General features: G+C 72.6%; 20 protein-coding genes and 2 pseudogenes. 11 read left to right on the top strand and 11 right to left on the bottom strand.

Annotated elements, in window-relative coordinates:
* Positions 1-13: 13 nt before the first annotated feature.
* The gene (locus tag LRS14_RS22355; protein WP_046112541.1) at positions 14-466 is read right to left on the bottom strand and encodes an HU family DNA-binding protein; all 453 of its coding nucleotides are present in this window, start codon (positions 464-466) and stop codon (positions 14-16) included.
* A gap of 189 nt (positions 467-655) precedes the next feature.
* On the opposite strand from LRS14_RS22355, the gene LRS14_RS22350 reads away from it, so the two are divergent.
* Positions 656-1,018: a hypothetical protein gene (locus LRS14_RS22350; RefSeq protein WP_257801170.1), complete on the top strand. Its 363-nt coding sequence runs from the start codon at positions 656-658 to the stop codon at positions 1,016-1,018.
* Between the two features lie 35 nt (positions 1,019-1,053).
* On the opposite strand, the gene LRS14_RS22345 is transcribed toward LRS14_RS22350, so the two are convergent.
* Positions 1,054-2,010, bottom strand: coding sequence for a LysR family transcriptional regulator (locus LRS14_RS22345; RefSeq protein WP_257801169.1), 957 nt, complete (start codon positions 2,008-2,010; stop codon positions 1,054-1,056).
* A gap of 104 nt (positions 2,011-2,114) precedes the next feature.
* Between LRS14_RS22345 and LRS14_RS22340 the strand changes: the two genes are divergently transcribed.
* The 3 genes from LRS14_RS22340 (at position 2,115) to LRS14_RS22330 (ending at position 6,005) form a co-directional block, all read left to right on the top strand.
* Positions 2,115-2,891, top strand: a complete 777-nt coding sequence (locus LRS14_RS22340) for an SDR family NAD(P)-dependent oxidoreductase (protein ID WP_257801168.1) — start codon at positions 2,115-2,117, stop codon at positions 2,889-2,891.
* A gap of 106 nt (positions 2,892-2,997) precedes the next feature.
* Positions 2,998-5,694 (top strand): ATP-binding protein, encoded by a 2,697-nt coding sequence (locus LRS14_RS22335; protein ID WP_257801167.1) that lies wholly within the window; start codon positions 2,998-3,000, stop codon positions 5,692-5,694.
* On the top strand, positions 5,691-6,005 hold the full coding sequence (locus LRS14_RS22330) for a DUF1289 domain-containing protein (protein WP_310740904.1): 315 nt from the start codon (positions 5,691-5,693) through the stop codon (positions 6,003-6,005). The genes LRS14_RS22335 and LRS14_RS22330 overlap by 4 nt, the downstream gene beginning before the upstream one ends.
* A gap of 210 nt (positions 6,006-6,215) precedes the next feature.
* Here the strand turns inward: LRS14_RS22330 and LRS14_RS22325 are convergent.
* Positions 6,216-7,100 (bottom strand): annotated as a pseudogene (locus LRS14_RS22325) (LysR family transcriptional regulator); the annotation flags it as partial.
* An 87-nt stretch (positions 7,101-7,187) separates the two neighbouring features.
* Between LRS14_RS22325 and LRS14_RS22320 the strand changes: the two are divergent.
* Genes LRS14_RS22320 through LRS14_RS22295 form a run of 6 tightly spaced genes read left to right on the top strand, consistent with a single transcriptional unit; the run spans position 7,188 to position 12,098 of the window.
* Positions 7,188-8,045: an amidohydrolase gene (locus LRS14_RS22320; protein WP_257801166.1), complete on the top strand. Its 858-nt coding sequence runs from the start codon at positions 7,188-7,190 to the stop codon at positions 8,043-8,045.
* Positions 8,042-8,842, top strand: coding sequence for an SDR family NAD(P)-dependent oxidoreductase (locus tag LRS14_RS22315; protein ID WP_257801165.1), 801 nt, complete (start codon positions 8,042-8,044; stop codon positions 8,840-8,842). Before LRS14_RS22320 ends, LRS14_RS22315 begins: the two co-directional genes overlap by 4 nt.
* A gap of 31 nt (positions 8,843-8,873) precedes the next feature.
* The gene (locus tag LRS14_RS22310) at positions 8,874-9,848 is read left to right on the top strand and encodes a tripartite tricarboxylate transporter substrate binding protein (protein WP_046112535.1); all 975 of its coding nucleotides are present in this window, start codon (positions 8,874-8,876) and stop codon (positions 9,846-9,848) included.
* On the top strand, positions 9,845-10,366 hold the full coding sequence (locus LRS14_RS22305) for a carboxymuconolactone decarboxylase family protein (RefSeq protein ID WP_257801164.1): 522 nt from the start codon (positions 9,845-9,847) through the stop codon (positions 10,364-10,366). The genes LRS14_RS22310 and LRS14_RS22305 overlap by 4 nt, the downstream gene beginning before the upstream one ends.
* A 44-nt stretch (positions 10,367-10,410) precedes the next feature.
* Positions 10,411-10,998 (top strand): DUF4286 family protein, encoded by a 588-nt coding sequence (locus LRS14_RS22300; protein WP_257801163.1) that lies wholly within the window; start codon positions 10,411-10,413, stop codon positions 10,996-10,998.
* A 38-nt stretch (positions 10,999-11,036) separates the two neighbouring features.
* The gene (locus tag LRS14_RS22295; protein WP_257801162.1) at positions 11,037-12,098 is read left to right on the top strand and encodes an SDR family oxidoreductase; all 1,062 of its coding nucleotides are present in this window, start codon (positions 11,037-11,039) and stop codon (positions 12,096-12,098) included.
* Here the strand turns inward: LRS14_RS22295 and LRS14_RS22290 are convergent.
* Positions 12,079-13,797 (bottom strand): response regulator, encoded by a 1,719-nt coding sequence (locus LRS14_RS22290; protein WP_257801161.1) that lies wholly within the window; start codon positions 13,795-13,797, stop codon positions 12,079-12,081. The two genes, LRS14_RS22295 and LRS14_RS22290, sit on opposite strands and share 20 nt — an antisense overlap.
* A 250-nt stretch (positions 13,798-14,047) precedes the next feature.
* Between LRS14_RS22290 and LRS14_RS30405 the strand changes: the two are divergent.
* Positions 14,048-14,973, top strand: a pseudogene (locus tag LRS14_RS30405) (pyridoxal-phosphate dependent enzyme).
* Between the two features lie 4 nt (positions 14,974-14,977).
* Here the strand turns inward: LRS14_RS30405 and LRS14_RS22275 are convergent.
* Genes LRS14_RS22275 through LRS14_RS22245 form a run of 7 tightly spaced genes read right to left on the bottom strand, consistent with a single transcriptional unit; the run spans position 14,978 to position 21,689 of the window.
* A complete protein-coding gene (locus LRS14_RS22275) occupies positions 14,978-15,799 on the bottom strand; it encodes a glycosyltransferase family 2 protein (protein ID WP_257801160.1) in 822 nt (273 codons plus the stop codon).
* 16 nt (positions 15,800-15,815) lie between these two features.
* The gene (locus LRS14_RS22270) at positions 15,816-16,172 is read right to left on the bottom strand and encodes a multidrug efflux SMR transporter (RefSeq protein WP_257801159.1); all 357 of its coding nucleotides are present in this window, start codon (positions 16,170-16,172) and stop codon (positions 15,816-15,818) included.
* The gene (locus LRS14_RS22265; protein ID WP_257801157.1) at positions 16,169-17,023 is read right to left on the bottom strand and encodes a sugar phosphate isomerase/epimerase; all 855 of its coding nucleotides are present in this window, start codon (positions 17,021-17,023) and stop codon (positions 16,169-16,171) included. The genes LRS14_RS22270 and LRS14_RS22265 overlap by 4 nt, the downstream gene beginning before the upstream one ends.
* 10 nt (positions 17,024-17,033) lie before the next feature.
* A complete protein-coding gene (locus LRS14_RS22260; RefSeq protein ID WP_257801156.1) occupies positions 17,034-17,852 on the bottom strand; it encodes a pyridine nucleotide transhydrogenase in 819 nt (272 codons plus the stop codon).
* On the bottom strand, positions 17,853-19,538 hold the full coding sequence (locus tag LRS14_RS22255) for a hypothetical protein (protein WP_257801154.1): 1,686 nt from the start codon (positions 19,536-19,538) through the stop codon (positions 17,853-17,855). It abuts the gene before it with no gap.
* Complete coding sequence (locus LRS14_RS22250; RefSeq protein WP_257801152.1) at positions 19,519-20,661, bottom strand: FAD-dependent oxidoreductase; 1,143 nt, start codon at positions 20,659-20,661, stop codon at positions 19,519-19,521. The genes LRS14_RS22255 and LRS14_RS22250 overlap by 20 nt, the downstream gene beginning before the upstream one ends.
* A complete protein-coding gene (locus LRS14_RS22245; RefSeq protein ID WP_257801151.1) occupies positions 20,661-21,689 on the bottom strand; it encodes a glycosyltransferase in 1,029 nt (342 codons plus the stop codon). The genes LRS14_RS22250 and LRS14_RS22245 overlap by 1 nt, the downstream gene beginning before the upstream one ends.
* Positions 21,690-21,785: the final 96 nt, after the last annotated feature.

Here is a 21,785-nt window from a genome sequence, read left to right as displayed (position 1 = left end):
GGGGCCGGCGGCATCAGAGTGCCGCGTCCTTCAGCTTCTTCAGCGAGCGCACCTTCAGCTTGACCGAAGCGGGCTTGGCGGCAAACACGCGTTCCTGCTTGGTGAAGGGGTCGATGCCGGTGCGCTTCTTCTTGGCCGGCACGGCCACGGCCGAGATCTTCAGCAGGCCGGGCAGCGTGAACTCGCCCACGGCCTTCTTGTTCAGCGAAGCCAGCATCGTGGCTTCCAGCGCGGCCAGCACGGCCTTCACGGCCTTGGGGTCGACCGACGAGGTCTCGGCCAGGTGGGCCAGCAGGCTGGTCTTGTTGAACGCAGCCTTGATCGGCTTCATCGCGCCGCCGGCCGGTGCGGCCTTCTTGGCGGCCGGGGCCTTCTTGGCCGCTGCAGGGGCCGCAGCCTTCTTGGCAACGGGCGCCTTCTTGGCGGGCGCGGTCTTCTGGGCCGGGATCTTCTTGGCGGTAGCCATCGTGGGGTTCTTTCGGAGTTATGGAGAAAAAAGCGCAAGTTGGCGCGGCCGCGATTCTAGGAACTGCGGGCCGCCTTCGCGCGGCCGTTGTTGCGGGCATCCGGCACGCCCGGCGCATGCGCGCAGCGGGAACGTGGCTTGCCGCATGGCCGGGCCGGCGATCGGCCGGTGCCAACGAAGGAGACAGACATGAGCCAGAACAACCAGGACGACCTCAGTCGCCAGGGCGGCCAGCAGTCCCAGTCGCAGAGCTCGGGCCAGGGCCAGCAGAGCCAGCAGAACATCGGCGGCGTGCAGCAGGCCAGCCAGTCGGGCAGCAATCCCGGGCAGCAGAGCCAGAGCGGCGGCCAGGGCGGTTCGCAGCAGGGCCAAGGCCAGGGCCAGGGCCAGCGGCCGGGGCAGCAGGACCAGGGCCAGCAGCGTGGCGGCCAGCAAGGCGGCCAGGGCAGCCAGGAAGGCCAGGACATGGGCCGCCGCATGGGCAGCGAAAGCGACCAGAGCGGCAACCGCGGCAGCCAGCAAGGCGGCAGCGGCCAGTCCGGCCAGCGCTGATTCCCGCCCGCCCGTCGGGCGGGCCAGGGGGCGCGTCAACCGGCCTTGCGGGGCCGGTGGCGCGCCTTTTTGCCGTCTGCTGGCGCCTGGCCCATCGCGGCCAGCCAGGGCGACACCAGCTGCGCCAGCCATTGCAGCACCGCCTGCACCCGCGGCGCCAGGTGCCGGCGGTGTGGATACAGCAGGCTCACCGGCATCGGCGCGGCGGTGTGCTGGGGCAGCACTTCCACCAGCCGACCGGCCTGCACCAGCGCCCGCGTGCCGTGCACCGGCGCCTGGATCAGGCCCAGGCCGGCCAGGCAGGCCGCCTGGTAGGCATCGGTGCCGTTGACCACGATGCTGCTGGCCATGGGCACCAGGCGCGCCACGCCTTGCTCGACATGCTCGAAGCCCGCACCCTGCAGGCCGAGGTTGCCCGCATAGTGCACCAGCCGGTGCTGCGCCAGGTCGGCCAGCGTGCGCGGCAGGCCATGGCGACGCAGGTAGTCGGGGCTGGCCAGGTTCCACATGGAGAGGTGGCCCAGCGGCCGCGCCACCAGCTCGGCATCGTGCAGCGGGCCCACGCGCAGCACGCAGTCGAAGCCTTCCTGCACCGGATCCACCCGGCGGTCGGTGGTGCTCAGCGCCACTTCCAGCAGCGGATGGGCGGCCAGGAATTCCGGCAGCCGGGGGATCACCAGTTCACGCGCCAGCGTGGCCGGCAGGTCGATGCGCAGCCGGCCCTGCAGGCCGCTGGCCGCGGGCTGGAACATCGCATGCAGCTGCTCGGCATCGGCCAGCAGCTCCTGGCAGCGGCCCAGGAAGGCCTCGCCATCGGTGGTGAGCTTCACCTGCCGGGTGGTGCGCTGCAGCAGCCTCGTGCCCACGCTGGCCTCCAGCTGCTGCACCGCCGCCGACACCCGGCCCTTGGCCAGACCCAGGTGCTCTGCCGCGCGGGTGAAGCTGCCCAGCACCGCCACCCGCTCGAAGATGCGCAGTTCATCGAATTGCATGCGGTGCATTGTCCGCCGTGCCAGAACAGTGTGGCCCGCAATGCCGGCTTTATTCGCAGGAGGCGGACACCTACAGTGGCTGCATCCCACGCAAGGAGCACCCCATGAACACAACCACCGACACCTCTTCCCGCATCGCCCTCATCACCGGCGGCAGCCGCGGCCTGGGACGCAGCAGCGCGCTGGCGCTGGCGGCGCAGGGCATCGACCTCATCCTCACCTACCAGCGCCAGGAGGCCGATGCTCAGGCGGTGGTGGCGCAGGCGCAGGCGCTGGGCCGCCGCGCGGTGGCCCTGCAGCTGGACGTGGGCGAGGCCAGCCGCTTCCCGGCCTTCGCCGAACAGGTGCGGCAGGCGCTGCGCGCCACCTGGCAGCGCACGCATTTCGATGCGCTGGTGAACAACGCCGGCATGGGCGTGCATGCGTCCTTCGAAGCCACCACCGAGCAGCAGTTCGACGAGCTGGCGCGGGTGCACCTCAAGGGCCCGTTTTTCCTCACCCAGGCGCTGCTGCCGCTGCTGGCCGATGGCGGCCGCATCGTCAACGTGTCCAGCGGGCTGGCGCGCTTCAGCTTCCCGGGCTATGCGGCCTATGCGGTGATGAAGGGCGGCGTGGAGGTGCTCACCCGCTACCTCGCCAGGGAGCTGGGGCCGCGCGGCATCGCGGTGAACACGCTGGCGCCGGGCGCCATCGCCACCGACTTTGGCGGCGGCGCGGTGCGCGACGATGCCGCGCTGAATGCGCAGCTCGCCGCGGCCACGGCCATGGGCCGGGTGGGCCAGCCGGACGACATCGGCGCCGCGGTGGCGGCGCTGCTGGCCGAGGGCAACCGCTGGATGACCGGCCAGCGCATCGAGGTGTCGGGTGGCATGATGCTGTGACCCGGCAGGCACGTGGCTTGCCGTGCCCTGCCTCCAGGGGACGACAAGCATGGTGGAACATCCCGCAGCATCCCGTGGGCCACGGCACCGCTACCTGCGGTCCCGGTTGTGGCTCATCGTGCTGGCGGTGGCCACGCCCTTGCTGGTGCTGCTGGCCTTGTCCATCCGCGACGAGCGCCGGCAGGCCGAGCAGCGCACCTATGCGCTGCTGAAGCAGCGGTCCGACGTGGCCGCCGCGCGGGTGCGCGATGCGCTGGAGAAGGCCGAGCACCTGCTGACCTTCATGGCCAGCCGCCAGCGCCTGCGCCTGCTGGACCCGGAAGCCTGCGAGAGCCTGATGGCCGGCGTGGCCGGCTCCAGCGCCGCCTACACCAACATCGGCCTGTTCGACGCCTCGGGCACCGCGGTCTGCACCTCGGCGGGTCACCGCGGCCGCACGCAGTTCGGCCAGCATCCGTGGTTCATCGCCGGCATGGCCGCCGACCGCGTGTGGTTGAGCGATCCGCTGCGCGGGCCGCTCAGCGGCCTGTGGGTGGTGTACATGACGCTGCCGGTGGTGGACAACGCGGGCATCAAGGTGGGCCTCCTGGCCGTCTCGCTGGACCTGCAGCCGCTGATCGAATCCCTCGCCAGCCTGGCCACGGAGCCGGGCCACTCGGTGGCCATCCGCAAGGACCGTCGGGTGTTCCTGGCCCGCCATCCGGAGCCGGCCCGCTGGGTGGGCCAGCCGGTGCCGCATACCCTGCTCACGCCCGGCGAACTGCCCTCGGCGCCGGTGCAGGTGGCCATCGGCGTGGACGGCAGCCGGCGGGCGTTCGCGCTCACCCGGCTGCCGCGCTTCGGTCTGGAGGCCGCCGCCGGCATGCCGGCCGCCCAGGTCTACCACGAGGCCAACGCCGCCGCGCTGCGTGGCCTGGGAGCGGCAGGCCTGGCCATCGGGCTGGGGCTGGGCGCCGCCTCGCTGGCCGCGCGGCGACTGACGATGGCGCTCAGCAGCGTGGCCGACACTGCACGCCGCCTGCATGCGGGTGCCACCGACGTGCGGGCCGACGTGCGGCTGCCCGGGGAGTTCGGCGAGGTGGCGCTGGAGTTCAACCGGCTGATGGACCGCAACCAGGAGCGCGCGGCGCAGCTGCTGCAATCGCAGCGGCGGGCGGTGCGGGCCCGCCGCTTCTACGAGACGCTGTCGGCCACCGGCCAGGCCATCGCACGCCAGGCGCCGGCGCAGGCGCTGTTCGACGAGGTGTGCCGCGCCTGCATGGACAGCGGCCTGGCCAGCTATGCCTGGATCACCGTGAAGGAAGGCGAGCAAGCGCGCGTGGTCACCTCGCGCCATGCGGCCAGCGTGGCCCAGGCCATCGACATCGCCAAGCGCTGGGGCGGCGGCCATGCGCAGGTCACCGAGCAGGTGCTGCGCCAGGGCCGCGTGCTGGCCGAGCGCACGCCCGGCTGGCGGCCGGTGGCCGCGGTGCCGCTGGTGGTGGGGCAGGAACAGCTGGGCGCGCTGACGCTGTTCGGGCCGGAGGAGGATGCCTACGACGACGACATGCTGGCGCTGCTGGCCGAGCTGGGCCGCGAGATCTCGCTGGGCCTGGAGCTGGACCGCCACCGCCAGTCGCGTGCGGCACTCGCCTCGGCGGAGGCGGCCAGCCGGGCCAAGACCACCTTCCTGTCCCACGTGAGCCATGAGCTGCGCACGCCGCTGAATGCGGTGCTGGGTTTCGCCCAGCTGTGCCGCAGCGCGCTGGACGAAGGGCGGCCGGAGCGGCTGCCCGACTACCTGGGCCATGTGCTGTCGGCCGGCCACCAGCTGCGCCGGCTGATCGATGACCTGATGGATGTCTCGCGCATCGAATCCGGCGAGATGACGGTGGAGATGGCCGACGTGGACGTGATGGCCAAGATGGCCAACGTGGCGCAGCTCAGCGAGCCGGCCGCGGCCGAGCGGCACATCGGCTTCCACCTCGACTTCTCGACCGACGAGCGGCTGCTGGTGCGGACCGACCCGGTGCGGCTGCGCCAGGTGCTGCTGAACCTGGTGTCCAACGCCATCAAGTACAACCGGCCGGGCGGGCATGTGGCGCTGTCGGTGCGGCGCGAGGCCGACACCGTGCGGCTGCAGGTCAGCGACAACGGCCAGGGCATGTCGGCCGCGCAGCTGGACAAGCTGTTCCAGGCCTTCAACCGCATGGGCCGCGAGAAGACCTCCATCGAAGGCACCGGCATCGGCCTGTTCATCAGCAAGCGGCTGGTGGAGGCCCTGGGCGGCGAGCTCACGGTGCACAGCCGCGAGGGCGTGGGCACCACCGCGATGGTGCTGCTGCCCTATGTGCCGCCGCTGCAGGCGGAAGCGCCCGCCGCCGGTGCCGCATCGACCGGCCCCGCCCGCGACGGCACCCGCCCGCTGGCCGGCAGCGTGCTGTACGTGGAGGACAACCCGGTCAACGCGATGCTGGTGGAACACTGGTTCGCCCGCCATCCGCAGGTGCAGTTGCGCGTGGCCGAGACCGGCGCGCAGGGCCTGTGCCTGGCCGCGGAGCTGCAGCCCGACGTGGTGCTGCTGGACATGCAGCTGCCCGACCTGACCGGGCTGGAGGTGATCGAACGGCTGCGCGGCGATGCCCGCACCGCGCGGTTGCGGGTCATTGCGCTGTCGGCCAATGCGATGCCCGACGACGTGGATGCCGCGCTGCGGGCCGGCGTGGAGGCCTACTGGCCCAAGCCGATCGACTTCCAGCAGCTGGACGCCGGCGTGGCACGGGTGCTGGACGAGCAGCGCCGCCGGGCCGCGCCGGCGGTGTGAGGCGCAGCAAGCGTCAAGTGCGCAGGCACGCAGCCTGCCGACAACGGCCTGCCCATGAAAGGAAGCCCGTGCCGCTGCTGCTCACCGCCAATCCCTGCGTCTCCCTGTGCAAGCTCGACGACGACGGCCAGTGCCGGGGCTGCGGCCGCAGCCGTGCCGAGATCAAGGGTTGGAAGCGGCTGCATGACGAGCAGCGGCACGACATCAACATGCGGCTGCTGGCCAACCAGCGCAAGCCGGTGCGCAAGCGGCTGCTGAAGGCGCTGCGCAAGACGGTGGCCGAGCGGCCGCCGACGGCCGCCGGCGCCTAGGCGTCTGCGCGGCAGAAGCCGCACGGCCTCCTGCGGCGGCCTGGATAGCCGTTTCGGCGGCATCGCCGCGCCGCCGGCAGCAGCATCACCGGGTCGGGTTCTTAGGGTCGATGGCTTCCAGCCATGCCACAGCAACGCATGCCTCGTGACATGCGGCACTGGGAACGACCCGGTTCTGCCGCGCAGGGTCCTAGCCGCCTCCCCCAGCGAGCGGAAGTCCAGCGTCTTCAGCAGCGCCGCCGTCTCGCGCACCAGCCGGGTGGCCGGGCGCGCCTTGGGCAGCGCCAGCACCAGGTTGTTGCGGATGGCCGGCGCCACGATGGCCGCGCGCTGCAGCGCGGGAGCGCCACTGCCCGGCGGCGGCAGCGCGCTCTCGGGCAGCACCGTGCAGCCCACGCCCTGCTGCACCAGGCGCACCACCGTCTGCACCGAGCCCACCTCGGCCACCACCTGCAGCGCGATGCGCCGCGGCCGCGCCACCGCGTCCACCAGGCTGCGGATGGCATTCGGCGCGCTGGGCAGCACCAGCGGATGGCCGGCCAGCGCCGCGAAGCGCAGCTGGGGCGGCAGGCGCGGTCCGCCGGCCGGCGCCACCAGCAGCAGCGGTTCGCGCAGCAACGGCTCGCAGGCCAGCAGCGGCGAGGGCGGCGGATCGAACAGCAGCGCCAGGTCCAGCCGGCCGGCGATCAGCCACTCGCGCAGGTGCAGGCTCAGGCCTTCGGACACCGTGATCACCGCGCGCGGAAAGCGCTGGCGGAACTGCGTGACCAGCGCCGCGCTCAGGCCCACCGCCACCCGCGGCGGCAGGCCCACCGTGACGCGTCCGCCAGGGCTGCTGGCCAGCTCGCGCATCGCCTCGCGGGCGCGCTCGGCGGTATCGAGCATCAGCCGTGCATGCACCAGCAGGGCTTCGCCGGCCTCGGTGGGCGTGGCGCCGCGGCCGGTGCGCTCCAGCAGGCGCTGGCCCAGGTCGGCTTCCAGCAGGCCGATCTGCCGGCTCAGCGTGGGTTGGGCCAGGTTCAGCGCCACCGCGGCGCGGCTGAAGCTGCCGGCGTCCGCCACCGCCACGAAGTAGCCCAGCTGCCTGAGGTCCATCGCCTGCTTCCTCCATAGCGGATCAGCATAACTGGTATAGGCGGCATGCCGTTACGCTCTGGCGGGGCACTGCGCAGAATCGGCAGCATGAGCCCCACCCCCGCCCTGCCTGCCGGTGCCTGCAATGCGCACTGCCATGTGTTCGGCCCGCCCGAGCGCTTTCCCTATGCCGAAGGCGCCTTCGTGCCCGCGGCGCAGGCGCCGAAGGAGGCGCTGCTGGCGCTGAACGACCGCCTGGGCCTGCAGCGCTGCGTGGTGGTGCAGAGCGCCTGCCACGGCTTCGACAACCGCGCCACGGCCGATGCGGTGGCGGCCCGGCCGCGCGACTACCGCGGCATCGCGCTGCTGCCGCCGGACGTGGCCGATGCCGAGCTGCAGCGGCTGGACGCGGTCGGCTTCCGAGGCGTGCGCTTCAACTACATGGCCCACCTGGGCGGCGGCACGCCCATCGAGCAGGTGCTGGCGCTGGCCGCCCGGCTGGCGCCGCTGGGCTGGCACCTGCAGATCCATGGCGATCCGGCGCTGCTGACCGACCTGGGCCCGGCGCTGCGCCGCAGCCCGGTGCCGGTGGTCATCGACCACATCGGCCGCATCGACGCCGGCGCCGGGCTGCACCAGCCGGCCTTCCGCGCGCTGCAGTCGCTGCTGGACGACGAACGCTTCTGGGTGAAGGTCAGCGGTTGCGACCGCATCACCCGCACCGGGCCGCCCTATGCCGATGCGCTGCCCTATGCCCGGGCGCTGGTGGCCGCGCATGGCGACCGCGTGCTGTGGGGCAACGACTGGCCCCATCCCAACCATGCCGGCCCGCTGCCGGTGGAGGAAGAACTCGTGTCCCTGATCGAGCAGATGGCGCCGAGCGCGGCGCAGCGACAGGCCTTGCTGGTGGACAACCCGCAGCGGCTGTACCGCTTCGGCGATGCCGACGTGGCGGTGTCGGCATGAACCGCCGCTTCGAAGGCAAGGTGGCCATCGTCACCGGGGCGGGCTGCGTGGGCCCAGGCTGGGGCAATGGCCGCGCGGTGGCGGTGCAGCTGGCCGAGCAGGGCGCGCAGGTGCTGGCGGTGGACCGCGACGCGGCCCGGCTGGACGAGACGCTGCAGCGCGCCGGCGAGCTGGGCGGCCGCATCCGGCCCTGGACCGGCGACGTGACCGATGCCGCCGGCGTGGCCGCGATGGCCGCCGAATGCCTGCGTGCCTTCGGCCGCATCGACGTGCTGGTGAACAACGTGGGCGGCTCCGCCAAGGGGGGCCCGGTGGAGATGGACGAGGAGGTCTGGGATTCGCAGATCGACCTCAACCTGAAGAGCGTCTTCCTGGCCTGCAAGCAGGTGCTGCCCACGATGGTGGCGCAGCGCAGCGGCGCCATCGTCAACGTCTCGTCCACCTCCGGCCTGCGCTGGACGGGTGCGGCCCAGGTGGCCTATGCGGCCAGCAAGGCCGGCGTCATACAGCTCAGCCGCGTGGTGGCCGTGCAGCATGCGGCCGATGGCGTGCGGGTGAACTGCGTGGTGCCCGGCCAGCTGCACACGCCGATGGTGGAAGCCCGCCTGGCCGGCCAGCGCGCCGGCGGCGACGTGCAGGCGCTGCTGGCGCAGCGGCAGCAGCGCATCCCCCTGGGCTTCATGGGCGATGGCCGCGACACCGCCGCGGCGGTGCTGTTCCTGGCCAGCGACGAGGCCCGCTTCATCACCGGCACCGAGATCGTGGTGGACGGCGGCATGACCGCGCGCTGCGACTGAGCACCCGTACCGACAACGACAAGGAGACGCCATGACGCTTCACCGACGCGCGGCCAACGCCGCCATCCTCCTCGCGCTGGCCCTGGCCGGCACCGCTCCCGTGCTGGCCCAGCCGGGCAAGACCACCCGCATCGTCGTCTCCTTCCCGCCTGGCGGGCCGGTGGACTTCGTGGCCCGCGCGCTGGGCGAGCAGCTGGGCAAGGAGCTGCAGCAGACCGTCATCATCGACAACAAGGGCGGCGCCAACGGCGCCATCGGCGCCAGCGAGGTGATGCGCGCGCCGGCCGACGGCAGCACGCTGTGGATCACCAGCGTGGGCGCGGCGGCGGTCAATCCCTCGCTGTACGAGAAGCTGCCCTACGACATGCAGCGCGACTTCGCGCCCGTCTCGCTGGTGGTCAACAACGTGGAGCTGCTGGTGGTCAACCCGGCCGACCCGGCGAAGACTGCCGCCGAATTCGTGGCCAATGCAAAGAAGGCCAAACCGCCCGTGGCCATGGGCAGCTCGGGCATCGGCAGCATCCCGCACCTGGCCATCGAGCAGCTGATCGACGCCAGCGGCGCGCCCATCACCCACATTCCCTACCGCGGCGCGGCTCCAGCCATCACCGACGTGATGGGCGGCCAGGTGGGCGGCTTCTTCGGCGACATTCCCGGCCTGATCGGCCATGTGAAGGGCGGCAAGCTGAAGCCGCTGGGCATTGCCGCCACCCGGCGCCATCCTGCGCTGCCGGACGTGCCCACGCTGGCCGAGCAGGGCCTGCCGGGGGTGGACACCAACAACTGGTATGCGCTGTTCGTGCCCGCCAGGACGCCGCCCGCCACCGTGGAGGCGCTGAACAAGGCGGTGCGCCGCGCGCTGGCCGACCCGGGCCTGCAGGAGCGGCTGCTGAGCACCGGCGCCGAACCGGCGCCCTCCACGCCGCAGGAGCTGGCCACGCTGCTGAAGGCCGACACCGCCAAGTGGGCCAGGCTGATCCGCGACAAGAAGATCAAGGTGGAATGACGATGCCGCGCATCCCGCTCGTCGAACCCGGCACCCGCCCCGAGCTGGCCGAGACCGAGGCCCGCATCCTGGCCGAACGCGGCCGCATCTCGCTGCTGTACCAGGCGCTGCTGAACAGCCCGCCGATCGCCGCCGGCTGGGAGCGCATGCTCACCGCGGTGCGCAACCAGACCGGCCTGCCGGCCGACCTGCGCGAGCTCATCATCCTGCGGGTGGCAGTGCTCAACCGCGCCAGCTTCGAGTTCCATGCCCATGTGCCGCATGCCCGGCAGGCCGGCGTGCCGGAGGCCACCATCGAGGCCGTGCGGCAGCAGCCGCTGGCCGAGCTGTTCGGCCCGCGCGAGCGCCTGGTGCTGGAGCTCACCGACGCCATGACCCGCGACATCGAGGTGCCCGCGGCGCTGATGGCACGGCTGCAGGCCGAGTGGGATGCCCAGGGCGTGCTGGAGTTGGTGGCCACCGTGGCCGCCTACAACATGGTCTCGCGGCTGCTGGTGGCGCTGGACATCACGCACTGAGGCTCGACCGCCGAGCCCTGCAACCCGACCGCAAGGAAAGCCCGATGCTCGATCCCCACGCTCCCGTGCTGCTGGCCTGGCTGCAGGCGCTGCCCGCCGATGCGCCGTCGCTGGCGCCGGCCACGCTGCAGGCCCTGCACGCGGCCGGCGCCCGCGCGCTGTACCAGGCGGTGCAGGGCGGCGAGGCCCGCCTGTACGCCCCCGCCGATGCCGACATGGCCGCCTTGCGCCGGCTGCTGCCGCAGGCGCGCTGGCTGAGGCTGCAGCCGCTGTGGCACCGTGCCGGCCAGGCCGCCGGGCGGCCTGCGCCCTGGCACTACGTGGTGGCGACCGACGTGCTGCCCGAACACGAGGCCGACTTCAATGCCTGGTATGAGACCGAGCATGCCCCCGGCCTGGCCGCGGTGCCCGGCACCGTGCAGGCCAGCCGCTGGCTGTGCGAGGAGGCCGGGCCCGGGTCGCCGCGCTATCACGCCTGCTACGAGCTGGCCGAGGAGCAGGCCTTCGGCAGCCCGGCCTGGCTTGCGGTGCGTGCCACCGACTGGAGCAGCCGGGTGCGGCCGCACTTCCGCAACACCCGCCGCACGATGTTCCGGCGCGTGGACCTGGTGCCGCTGGCCCCGCCCGCTTGAGCCGCCCCACCGGGCATGCAGCTTGCCCGGCGCGCTGCATGCTCAATCCTGCCTATACGACTTCCTCTTCGCGCGCGGGCTCCCGCGCGCTCGGCTCGCGGGTGGTGGTGCTCACCGGCGCGTCCAGCGGCATCGGCCGCGCCACCGCGCTGGCGCTGGCCGAGCAAGGTGCCACCGTGGTGCTGGCCGCGCGTGACCGCGCCGCGCTGGAAGCGGTGGCCGCCGAATGCGAGCGCCGCGGCGGCGAGGCGCTGGCCGTGCCCACCGACGTGGTGGACGCGGCCGCGGTGCGCGCCCTGGCCGATGCCGCCATCAGCCGCTTCGGCAGCATCGACGTGTGGATCAACAACGCCGGCGTGGGCGTGGTGGGCCGCTTCGACGAGATTCCCATCGCGGTGCACCGGCGCGTGGTGGAGACCAACCTGCTGGGCGAGATGAACGGCGCCCATGCCGCCGTCCAGCACTTCCGGCAGCAGCAGCGCGGCACGCTGATCAACATGGTGTCCATCGGCGCCTGGGCGCCCACGCCCTATGCGGTGGCCTACACCGCCAGCAAGTTCGGCCTGCGCGGCTTTTCCGAGGCCCTGCGGGCCGAGCTGCGCGACCTGCCCGACGTGCACGTGTGCGAGGTCTATCCCACCTTCGTGGACACGCCGGGCTTCCAGAACGGCGGCAACTACACCGGCCGCCGCCTCAAGACCGCCGCCGCCGCTGCTCGATCCGCAGCAGGTGGCGCGGGCGGTGGTGGGGCTGGTCAAGCGACCGCGCGATGCGCTGTCCATCGGCAGCGTGGCCTGGCCTTCCCGGCTGGCGCATGCCCTCGCGCCGGGCCTGCTGGGCCGTGCCACCAAGCGGCTGTTCGACACCGCCTTGCAGCGGGCCGACGCGGCCCCCAGCACCTCGGGCAACCTGTTCGATCCCTCGCGCCGCCATGCGGTGGACGGCGGCTACCGGGCCGCCTCGCCGCTGCCCGCGGCCACCGCGCCGGTGGCCGGCGGCGCCGTGGCACTGGCGCTGGCGGCGCTGGCCTATGCGCTGTGGCGCGGCCGCAGCCGGTAAGGCGCCAGGGCGCGCCGCGTCCTAGACCCGCGCCGCGCTGAAGCGGCGCAGCTGGCTGCGCAGCTCGGCGATGTCCAGCGGCTTGCTCATGAAGCCGTCCATGCCCGAGCGGGCGCAGGCCTCGCGGGCCTCCACCGTGGCATCGGCGGTGGCCGCGATGATCGAGAACGGCGGCATCTCGCCGGTGCGCTGCAGCTCGCGCAGCCGCACCGTGGCCTCCACGCCCTTGAGCACCGGCATGTCCAGGTCCATCAGCACCACCTGCGGGCGGTTGATGCGGCACTGGTCGATGGCGTCCAGGCCGTCGTTGGCGGTCAGCACCTCGTAGCCCAGCGCCTCCACCAGCGCGCGGCCCACCAGGCGGTTGATCTCGTTGTCGTCCACCAGCAGCACCAGCGGCCGGTCGGCCAGGCCCAGCGCGCCGGTGAGGGTGGCGCCCGACACCGAGCTGCCGGAGCGCGTGGGCTGGTCCGGTCGGGCGATGCTGGCGAACTCGGCCAGCTCGAGCGGGCTGAAGGGATACACCCGGATGTCGAAGCCCGGCAGCGTCTCCGGCGAGCCCAGCCAGGGCGAGCCGGCCATCACCGCCAGCACAGCCTGCGTGCTGTGCGGCAGCGCCTGCTGCAGCGCCAGCGGCGCGGTCGGGCGCATCAGCGGCGACTCCACCACCACCAGCAGCGACGGCGCCCGCATGCCGGGCTCGGTGGCCTGGCGCACCGCGTCCTCGCAGCGGGCGAAGCGGGTGACCCGCCAGCCCAGGCGCTGCAGCCGGCGGTGCAGCCAGGCGGCGGGCACCTCGTCGCTGTCCACCAGCCAGGCGCGGGCGCCGGTGGCATCGGCGCCGTGGGCCGATTCGTCCGGCTCCGCGCGTGGGAAGCGCAGCTCGGCCCGCAGCAGGATGCCCTCGTGCGGATCGAGGGTGAAGCGCACCGTGGCGCCGGTGTTGGGGCAGCGGCCCACCGCGCTATGCGGCGGCCCGGCCGCGTCGGCGCCGGCGGCGTCGGGCGTCTCGGGCGCCAGCAGGTGCATGCGGGCCAGCACGTCGGCCAGCCGGGCGGGGCCGTGCAGGGTGCCGGTGCCGGCGGCCTGCACCAGGGTGCTGCAGCCGCCGCCGGGCAGCAGCGTGGTCTCGGCGGTGAAGAGCACGAAGCCGTCGGCCAGCATGTCCACCGCGCCCAGCAGCATGCGGTGCAAGCCGCAGTGCACGTCGATGGCTTCGCCCTCCACCACCACGCCGGGGCCGCGGTAGTCGAAGCTGAAGGACAGGTGCCGCGCCACCGGCATCACCTGGCGCGCGGCGCGGGTGAACAGCTCGCCCAGGTTGAAGGGGTGCGGCTGCGGCCGCGCCTCCGGCGGCTGCGGTCGGGCCAGCCGGGCCAGCGCGGCGATCAGCAGGTCGACGTCCAGCGGCTTGGCGAACACCCGGTCGAACTGGCTGTCGATGGCGTCCAGCCGGCCAGCGGCATCAGGCCGGCCGGTGACGGCAATGCAGAACGGCCGGCGCGGCAGCGCCGCCTGGCGCAGCCGGCGCGCCACCTCGATGCCGTCCAGCCCCGGCATGTACAGGTCCAGCAGCACCACGTCGGGCTGCCAGGCCAGCGCACGCTCCAGCGCGGCCACGCCGTCGTACACCGTCTCCACGTCGGCAGGCAGGGCCAGGCGGATCAGCTCCGCCGTGACGTGCGCGAGGTCCTCGCTGTCGTCGGCGATCAGCACCCGCAAGCGGCGCTCACTGTCCATTCCGGTCCTCGCCCATCCGACGTTTGCTCCATGCGGCGGCGCCGCAGCCAGGCTGCTGGGAGGGCAAGGGGCGCGCCTGCGGGGACATCGGGTACTCCGAGAATTGGGCATTGACATTTTCGGCGGCAAAGCGGCCGGCTTCAGGGCTGGGCCGGCCGTCCGGCGCACGCAGCTGTAACAAGCGGTGGCGGCGGCGCGGCCGCGGGCCTCGGTTAGGCTGGTGGTCCTGCAGTACACCCTCCTGGCGCCCATGCCCTTGCATCTCACCACGCCGCTGATCGAATCCGACGCCTACGGCCGCCCGGGCCAGGCCACCTGGCTGAAGATGGAGGCGCTGCAGCCCTGCGGTTCCTTCAAGCTGCGCGGCGTGGGCCATGCGTGCGAGGTGCTGGCCGGCCGCGGTGCCCGTCGGCTGCTGTCGTCCTCCGGCGGCAATGCCGGCCTGGCGGTGGCCTGGGCCGGCCGCCGGCTGGGCCTGCCGGTGACGGTGGTGGTGCCCGAGACCACGCTGGCGCATCCCAAGGCGCTGATCGCGCAGCAGGGCGCCGAGGTCATCGTGCACGGCAGCAGCTGGCAAGAGGCCAACGATCACCTGCAGCAGCTGCGTGGGCCGGACGACGCCTTTGTGCATCCGTTCGACGATCCGCTGCTGTGGCAGGGCCACGCCACGATGATCGACGAGGTGGCCGCGCAGGGCCTGCGGCCCGATGCAGTGGTGCTGTCGGTGGGCGGCGGCGGCCTGCTCAGCGGCGTGGTGCAGGGCCTGCAGGCCCAGGGCTGGCACGACGTGCCGGTGGTGGCGGTGGAGACCACCGGCGCCGCCTCCTGGCCGCGGCGCTGCAGGCCGGCGAGCTGGTGACGCTGCCGGCGATCACCAGCGTGGCCACCTCGCTGGGCGCGCGCCGGGTGGCGGAGCAGGCGCTGGCCTGCGCCCGCGCCCATCCGGTGCAGGCGGTGCAGGTGAGCGATGCGCAGGCGGTGCAGGCCTGCCTGCGCTTTGCCGACGACCACCGGGTGGTGGTGGAGCCGGCCTGCGGCGCCGCGCTGGCGGTGGCCATGGAGCGGCCGCTGCCCGTGCTGCAGCAGGCGCGGCGGCTGCTGGTGATCGTGTGCGGCGGCGTCTGCACCCCGCATGCCGACCTGCGGCGCCTGGCGGCGGCGCTGGCCGGCGGCTGAGCCTTCAGGCCGCCGCGCCGGCGGGGTCGTAGCGCCCGCGGCAGGCATTCACCAGCACGCACAGCACCCGCCAGTTGCCCCGCAGGCCGTTGATCTTGGTGGGCACCTCGCCGGGCGGATAGCGCCGGCTGGTGGGCAGCTCGATGCAGCGGTAGCCCAGCCGCGGCACGCGGTGCGACAGGTAGGCCAGCAGCTCATAACCGGTGAACACGTCGCGGAAGGGCGCCACCCGCGGGTCCAGCAGCATGCGGCGGCTGTAGCCGCGGAAGCCCTGCGTGGTGTCGGTCCAGCGGAAGCCGGAGGACAGGCTGAGCAGCGGCGCATGCACCAGCCGGATGGCCAGGTCGCGCGACAGCGGCGTGTTCTCGGCCAGCCCGCCGGGCGCGAAGCGCGAGGCCTGCACGAAGTCCACGCCGTCGGCCAGGCACTGCACGAAGGCGGCGATGGGCGCGGGGTCGTCCTTGTCGTTGCCGTCGATGGTGACGATGCCTTCGTAGCCCTGGTCCAGCGCAAAGGCATAGGCACAGCGCAGCTGCGCGCTCAGCCGGCCGGGGCCGATCTTCAGCAGCAGGCCGGCCACGCCCAGCGAGCGCAGCCGGCCGATCTCCAGCGAGGCGTCGGTGCTGCCGCCGTCCACGATGAGGATGTCGGCCTGCTGCGCCACGCCGCAGGCGGCCATGCGCTGCAGCAGTCGGCCGATGCGCGCGCCCTCGTTGATCACCGGGATGACCACGCACCAGCGCCGCTGGCGGCCGCCGTAGTAGACCGTCTCGAAGGCCGGCACGCGCCAGCCCTGCCGCACGGAAGGATCGATGTCTTGGTTCATCCACTCCACCTCAGGATCAGCCCGCGCGCGCGGTGAGCAGGCCCACGCCGGCCACCACCAGCGCCAGCCCCAGCAGCGTCGTCCAGTACACCGGCTCGCGGAAGATCACCACGGACAGCACCGCCACCGCGGCGATGGCGCCGGAGGTGAGCACCGGATGCGCCACGTTCAGCGGCAGCCGCGCCAGCGAGGCCGCATACAGCAGGAAGGCCGCGCCATACAGCGCCAGGCCCAGCCAGAACGGCCAGTTGCCCAGTGCCGCGCGCGGATCGGCCAGCGACGGAAAGCGCCGCGGCGGCTGCATGGCCAGCTTGACCAGCACGCTGGCCGAGGCATTGGCCGCCACGCCGGCCAGCAGCAGCAGCCACTTCATGCCGGCGCTCCGGTCCACGCAGCCGGCTGCGGCCGGTAAAGGCGGATGGCGGCCTGCACGGCCCGCTCGATGGACTGCAGGTGCGGCTCGTCCCGCGTGGCCAGCATCTCGATGCTGGCCACCGCGCCGGGCAGGTGCTGCTGCAGCGCCTGGTGGGCTGCGCCATGCAGCGCGGTGGTGGCAGGCACGTCGCCCAGCGGGCGCAGCTCGGGCTCGCTCAGGTGCACATGGCCGACCCGCCCCGCATGGCGGGCCAGCACCTGCTGCGGATCCTCCTGCTGCAGCGCCATGGCGCCGGTGTCGCACTGCATGCGCACCGCCGGATGGTCCACCGCGGCCACCACCTGGGCGGTCTCGTCGCTGGTGGTCATGTAGTTGGCGCCGTAGCACGGCGGGTTGGGCTCCAGGCAGATGAGCACGCCCTCGGCCGCGGCCACGTCGCCCAGGCGGCGGAAGAACTGCGTGCCGGCCTGCAGCACCTGGGCGTCGTCCAGGCCCGCGCGGTCGCGGTTGCGCGGCGATCCGAACACCAGCCGCCGCGCGCCCCACAGCCCGCCGATGCGGCAGATGTGGCGCAGGTGGTCCAGCGTGGCCTGCTGCACCGCCGGCGGCCCGAACAGGTTGAGCCCCTGCGTGCCGAACAGCAGCGACTGCATGCCGGTGATCTCGAAGCCGTGGGCCTCCCACCAGCGGCGTACCGCCAGGATGTCGGCGGTGCTGGCGGCCGCGGCATCCGCGAAGTACTTGGGCGCGGCCAGGTCCACGGCGTCCACGCCGTGCCGGCGCAGCAGCGCGGCCACGGCCTCGTCCTCGGCCGCGTCCCAGGCGATGTTGGAGATGGCGAGCCTCATGGACGGCGGCTCATGCGGCGGGTGAGGCCGGCGTGGCCACCGGCTCGGACTGCGCATAGGCGCGCACCGCCTGCAGCGATTCACGCGCGCTGTAGGTGTAGTGGCCATGCCCGCCCAGCACCGCGGCATGGCGGGTGCGCATGTCGTAGCGGGCGGGCGGGGCTTCCAGCGTGTGCTCGAACAGCTGGTTGAAGCCCTGGCGCGCCACCTCGGCCACGCTCACCGGCTCGGCCGTCAGGTGCACCAGCCGCAGGCCGCCCGCCAGCGCGGCCTGGATGTCGGCCCACAGGTTGACCATCGGATAGAACTGGAACACGCCGCGGCTGTCGATGGCATGCAGGTTGTTGTGGTGGTGCAGGTCGTAGATGGCGTTCTTGCGCAGGCCGGGGCCCACCAGGCCGGGCAGGCGCACGATCAGGTGCTGCCCGAAGCGCCGCGCGACGAAGGTCTCCAGCATGCGGCGGTGCAGGCCATAGGCATGCAGGCCCTCCTCCTCCACCGGCGACGCCTCGTCCACGCCCAGCGGCTGGCGGAACACGTCCACGGTGCTGATGAGCACGAATTGCCGGCACTGCAGGCTGTCCAGCACGCCGATCAGCGCGGCGATGTTGCGGCGGTCGGCCTCCGGCTCCCGGTTGGCGATCCACTTCTGTGCCGGCGCGGCCGCGCACACCACGGTGTCGAAGCGGCGGTCGCGCGCCTCGTCGATGTTGCGCGAGTTGAAGCCTGCAGCGAAGCTGGCCTGCTTGCGCAGCAGGCTGCCGACGAAGCCGGTGTGGCCGATGAGGGCGGTGCCGCCGTCGGGCGGGGCGAAGGAGGGGTCGGTCATTCAGGGTCCCGGTGGGCTGGGCGGCCGGGCGGGCGCTGCACCGGGCGCCAGCAGGCGCACGCAGTAGCCGTCGCGGCAGCGTTCGGTGGGGTAGAGGTCGAGCAGCACGTCATCCAGCGCCGGAAAGCGCGCGCGCATGGTGCGGCCGTCGATGGCGTAGTGCCAGGCATCGGTGGCGTACACGATGGCGGCGGGCCGGCGGCTGCGCACCGCTTCGATCAGTTCGGCTTCGTGCGCGGCCGAGGCATACACCGGATAGGTGAAGCGGGAGCAGCCGGGCAGGCCGGTCAGGCCGTTGATGACGCCGCTGTTAGACAGGTCGAACACGCAGCCGGCGCCGGCCAGTTCGTCGGCGGCCCAGCGCACGCCCGGACCCACGCTGGCGCGGTTGTCCGGCAGGTGCTGCGCGGGCGCCAGCCAGGCATAGCCGCCTTCACGCCAGGCCTGCAGGCCCGACTTGGCGGTGGACGCCACCAGGCCGGCCGCGAACAGCGCCAGCAGCGCGGCGGCCGCATGCCGGGGCCAGGTGGCGCGGCCGGCCGGCAGACCCGAGGCCAGCAGCAGCGCCGCGGCCACCAGCAGCATGCCGTAGCTGTGCCAGCGCAGCGCCAGGCCCAGCGCGCCGGCCAGCAGCAGCAGCGCGCCCGCGGCCAGCAGCCGCGCCAGCCGGCCGCCCACCGGCGGCTGCAGCGCGGCGGCCAGCAGCGGCACCCACAGGCTCATGTAGATGTGGCCGATGTCGGCGCGGTTGATGCCGATCTTGGTCATGAAGGCGGCCAGCAGGCCGGCCGCCAGCCAGGCCGGCGCCCGCTCGGCGGCGCGGCCCTGCTGCACCGCGCTGCCCACCAGCAGCAGCCCGGCCAGCAGGTTGGCGCCCAGCGCGAAGGCGGTCAGGCCCAGGCGGTCGGCGTCCAGGCGGTAGGTCCATTGCGCGGCGGTCTCGGCCAGCAGCAAGATGTTGGCCACATGGTGCTGCAGCGAGAACACCTCGGTGGTGACCGACAGCAGCCCGACGCACAGCCCGAAGGTGGCCAGTGACAACCAGCGCACCGGGTCGCGCAGCGCCAGCAGCAGCGTGCCCGCGCCCAGCGACACCGCCCCCGCGATGCCGCGGTCGAACGACCAGTACAAGCCGGCGGCCACCACCATGCCCAGCAGCACCTGCAGCGGCCAGCGCGCGCGGCCGGCGGGCCGCCAGCCGGCCCAGCATTGCAGCCGCAGCGCCAGCAGCAGCATCACGTCCTTGGCATCCACCGTCAGCGGGGCCAGCGCGGCCGCGCCCAGCAGCCAGGCCAGCCGGTGCGGCTTGCCGCGGCGCAGGTCGGCCACCATCCACACCAGCAGCCCGGCCGCGGCCAGGCGCAGCAGCTTGTAGACCACCAGGGTGGGCGCGAACCAGGCATCCGCCGGCGACAGCGCACGCGCCAGCATCGCGGGCAGGAAGTCGAAGGCGCCGTGGATCGTCAGCGGCAGCACGGCGGCCGCATCGCCTGCCCCGAGCGCCCGTTGCGCCAGGCCCACCGTGGCCGCGAAGTACTCGCCGTGGTGGAAGGGATCGTCCACCAGCGGCATGCCGGCCAGGGTGGGCACCAGCAGCAGCGCCGCCACGGCCAGCCAGGCCAGCCGCTGCAGCGCGGGCCACGGCGGCGCGCCGGCCCGGGAAGGTTCAGGCCAGCGGCTCGGCATCCAGCTTCTCCAGCACGTCGTAGATGTTGTCGATCTTGCCGCCCAGGATCGAATAGAGGCCGGGCAGGCCGGCGGACCGCTCGAACAGGATGGGGCGGCCGTCGTCGCCCTCGTTCTTGCACAGGATGGTCTTCACCTCGAACAGCGACTGGCGGTACTGTGCGCCGGCCAGCGCCGGCAGGTAGCGGCTGCTGTCGCGCAGCATGCGGTCGAAGCGGCTGTCGCGCTCGTAGCCGGCCAGCCGCCGGTAGGGGTTGACCGCGGGCGTGTCGTTCCAGTGGGCATGCGGCGTATAGCGCACGTGCGACAAGGTGTGCAGCCGTTGCGAGGGAAACGGCATGCACGAGAAGAAGGGCCCGTCCATCACCGTCACGCCCACCTGGCGCAGCGCCGGCGGCACCTCCACCAACGCCATCTCGGTGAGCTCGTGCTTGAGCTGCGTGAGCGCGCCGGGATGGTCGCCGCCGATGTGGTTGAGCCCGCTGTAGGTGCAGTTGAACACCCGGCGGGCGGCCACCGCCTGCACATCCTGCGGCTGCGGGCCCTGCACCTGCAGCGCCAGGCCGTCGGCGCTGCGGTGCAGGGCGGTCACCGTGTGGCCCAGCCGCATCTGCACGCCGGCGGCCTGCAGGTCGGCCAGGGCCAGCGCGGCCAGGCGCGAGGAATCGAAGGCGTACTCCTGAACCACGAACACGTCCTCGATGTAACGGCTGTCGAACAGCTGTCGCATCGCGGTATCGGCCGGCTGCAGCACCGCGCCGATCTCCTTGCAGAAGCGCTGGAACTGCCGCGCCGTCACCTTGGAATTGCGCCGCGCGATCGCATAGAGCTTGATGAAGTCCGCATGCACCGCGGACGGCCAGTCGCGCACGAAGTTCGGCAGGTTCACGCGGCTGCGCTGCGCGGTGGTGAAGCTGCGCGGATAGTGGTAGCCGTTGTGCACCCGCGCCTGGTTGTTGTAGGAGGCGCGCTGCATCAGCGCCATGTCCTGCTCCAGCAGCAGCACCGACGCCAGGCCGCGTCGGCGGGCGAGGTAGGTGGCCACGGCACAACCGTAGAAGCCGCCGCCGATCACCACCGCGTCCCACCGCGGCGCGGGGGCGGCGTGCTGCGCGGCCGGCATCAGCGGGTAATTTCAGCCTGCGCCGCGGCCAGCGTGGGCAGCGGCATGGAGGCGGCTTCCTCGATGTTCAGCCGCTCGCGGCGCGTCATGCGGCTGCTGGTGAACTCCTGCGCCACGTGGTACAGCGGGCCTTCGTTGCTGAGGCCGGCCATGTTGAGGATGTACTCGCCCAGCACCAGCAGCACCAGCGAGATGAGGAAGAACATGCCCGACTGCTGCAGCGACAGGCTCACCCAGCCCGGCGCCACGTCGGTCTTGAACAGGCCGATGGCCACCACGTAGAGCGAATACAGCACGTTGACCACCGCGCCGAACAGCGACAGCGTCGTCACCAGCCGCATCGGCGCCCGGGTGGTGGACACCAGCAGCCGCATGCCGAAGTCGATGCCGTCGGCCAGGCGCTTGGGCGTGCTCAGCCGCGGGCGCGCGCTGTAGCTCAGCGTGGCCTTGGCAAAGCCGCCCGAGGCCGGCAGGTGGCGGTAGGTGATGGAGGGCCGCGGATGCTGCAGGATGAAGTTGATGACGCGCTTGCTCAGCACCCGGTAGTGCGGCGCCTCCCGCGAGAGGTGGATGCCGCTGAACTGCCGGTACAGCCGGTTGAACAGGTCGAAGGCCGCCCGGTACACCAGGCCCTGCTCCGACTTGTAGGTGTTGCGCGCGAAGACCACGTCGACGCCCGAGGCGGCGCGGTCCAGCATCTCGGGCAGCATGCGAATGTCGTCTGCCAGCGGGTCGATCACCACCACATAGTCGCCCAACGCGTTCTCCAGGCCCACCCAGGAGGCGGTGTCGGTGTCCACCTCCTTGGTCAGCGCATAGACCTGCAGATTGGGAAAGCCGGCTTCGCTGGTGAGGGCGCGGTAGGTGGCCAGGCTGTCGTCGGTGGAGGCGTTGTCCACGACCACGATCTCGTAGTCGGTTACCAGTGGTGCCACGGCGGTGGCCAGCTCGGTGATGACCTGCCGTTGGACGGCGGACAGATTGCGCGCCACGTACACAACGGAGAGGAAGACGGGACAAACGACCACAGCGCACCGCCGGTAAGGTTTACGTGATGAAACATGAGTTTACTTGCACTTCTTCACAATTTGCCCACGGTCCAGGGGAACTATTGACTTGGGGGA

Source organism: Aquincola sp. J276, assembly GCF_024700035.1.
In the GTDB taxonomy this organism is placed as follows: domain Bacteria; phylum Pseudomonadota; class Gammaproteobacteria; order Burkholderiales; family Burkholderiaceae_C; genus Aquincola; species Aquincola tertiaricarbonis.
This window is presented reverse-complemented; position numbering and strand designations above follow the sequence as displayed.

Bases quoted from the DNA above. Each gene is read 5' to 3' on its own strand.
- LRS14_RS22340 (WP_257801168.1), top strand. From the start codon at position 2,115: ATGAACACAACCACCGACACCTCTTCCCGCATCGCCCTCATCACCGGC.
- LRS14_RS22290 (WP_257801161.1), bottom strand. From the start codon at position 13,797: ATGGACAGTGAGCGCCGCTTGCGGGTGCTGATCGCCGACGACAGCGAG.
- LRS14_RS22320 (WP_257801166.1), top strand. From the start codon at position 7,188: ATGAGCCCCACCCCCGCCCTGCCTGCCGGTGCCTGCAATGCGCACTGC.
- LRS14_RS22305 (WP_257801164.1), top strand. From the start codon at position 9,845: ATGACGATGCCGCGCATCCCGCTCGTCGAACCCGGCACCCGCCCCGAG.
- LRS14_RS22315 (WP_257801165.1), top strand. From the start codon at position 8,042: ATGAACCGCCGCTTCGAAGGCAAGGTGGCCATCGTCACCGGGGCGGGC.
- LRS14_RS22355 (WP_046112541.1), bottom strand. From the start codon at position 466: ATGGCTACCGCCAAGAAGATCCCGGCCCAGAAGACCGCGCCCGCCAAG.
- LRS14_RS22255 (WP_257801154.1), bottom strand. From the start codon at position 19,538: ATGCCGAGCCGCTGGCCTGAACCTTCCCGGGCCGGCGCGCCGCCGTGG.
- LRS14_RS22350 (WP_257801170.1), top strand. From the start codon at position 656: ATGAGCCAGAACAACCAGGACGACCTCAGTCGCCAGGGCGGCCAGCAG.
- LRS14_RS22260 (WP_257801156.1), bottom strand. From the start codon at position 17,852: ATGACCGACCCCTCCTTCGCCCCGCCCGACGGCGGCACCGCCCTCATC.
- LRS14_RS22270 (WP_257801159.1), bottom strand. From the start codon at position 16,172: ATGAAGTGGCTGCTGCTGCTGGCCGGCGTGGCGGCCAATGCCTCGGCC.
- LRS14_RS22250 (WP_257801152.1), bottom strand. From the start codon at position 20,661: ATGCCGGCCGCGCAGCACGCCGCCCCCGCGCCGCGGTGGGACGCGGTG.
- LRS14_RS22345 (WP_257801169.1), bottom strand. From the start codon at position 2,010: ATGCAATTCGATGAACTGCGCATCTTCGAGCGGGTGGCGGTGCTGGGC.
- LRS14_RS22300 (WP_257801163.1), top strand. From the start codon at position 10,411: ATGCTCGATCCCCACGCTCCCGTGCTGCTGGCCTGGCTGCAGGCGCTG.
- LRS14_RS22295 (WP_257801162.1), top strand. From the start codon at position 11,037: ATGCTCAATCCTGCCTATACGACTTCCTCTTCGCGCGCGGGCTCCCGC.
- LRS14_RS22310 (WP_046112535.1), top strand. From the start codon at position 8,874: ATGACGCTTCACCGACGCGCGGCCAACGCCGCCATCCTCCTCGCGCTG.
- LRS14_RS22265 (WP_257801157.1), bottom strand. From the start codon at position 17,023: ATGAGGCTCGCCATCTCCAACATCGCCTGGGACGCGGCCGAGGACGAG.
- LRS14_RS22275 (WP_257801160.1), bottom strand. From the start codon at position 15,799: ATGAACCAAGACATCGATCCTTCCGTGCGGCAGGGCTGGCGCGTGCCG.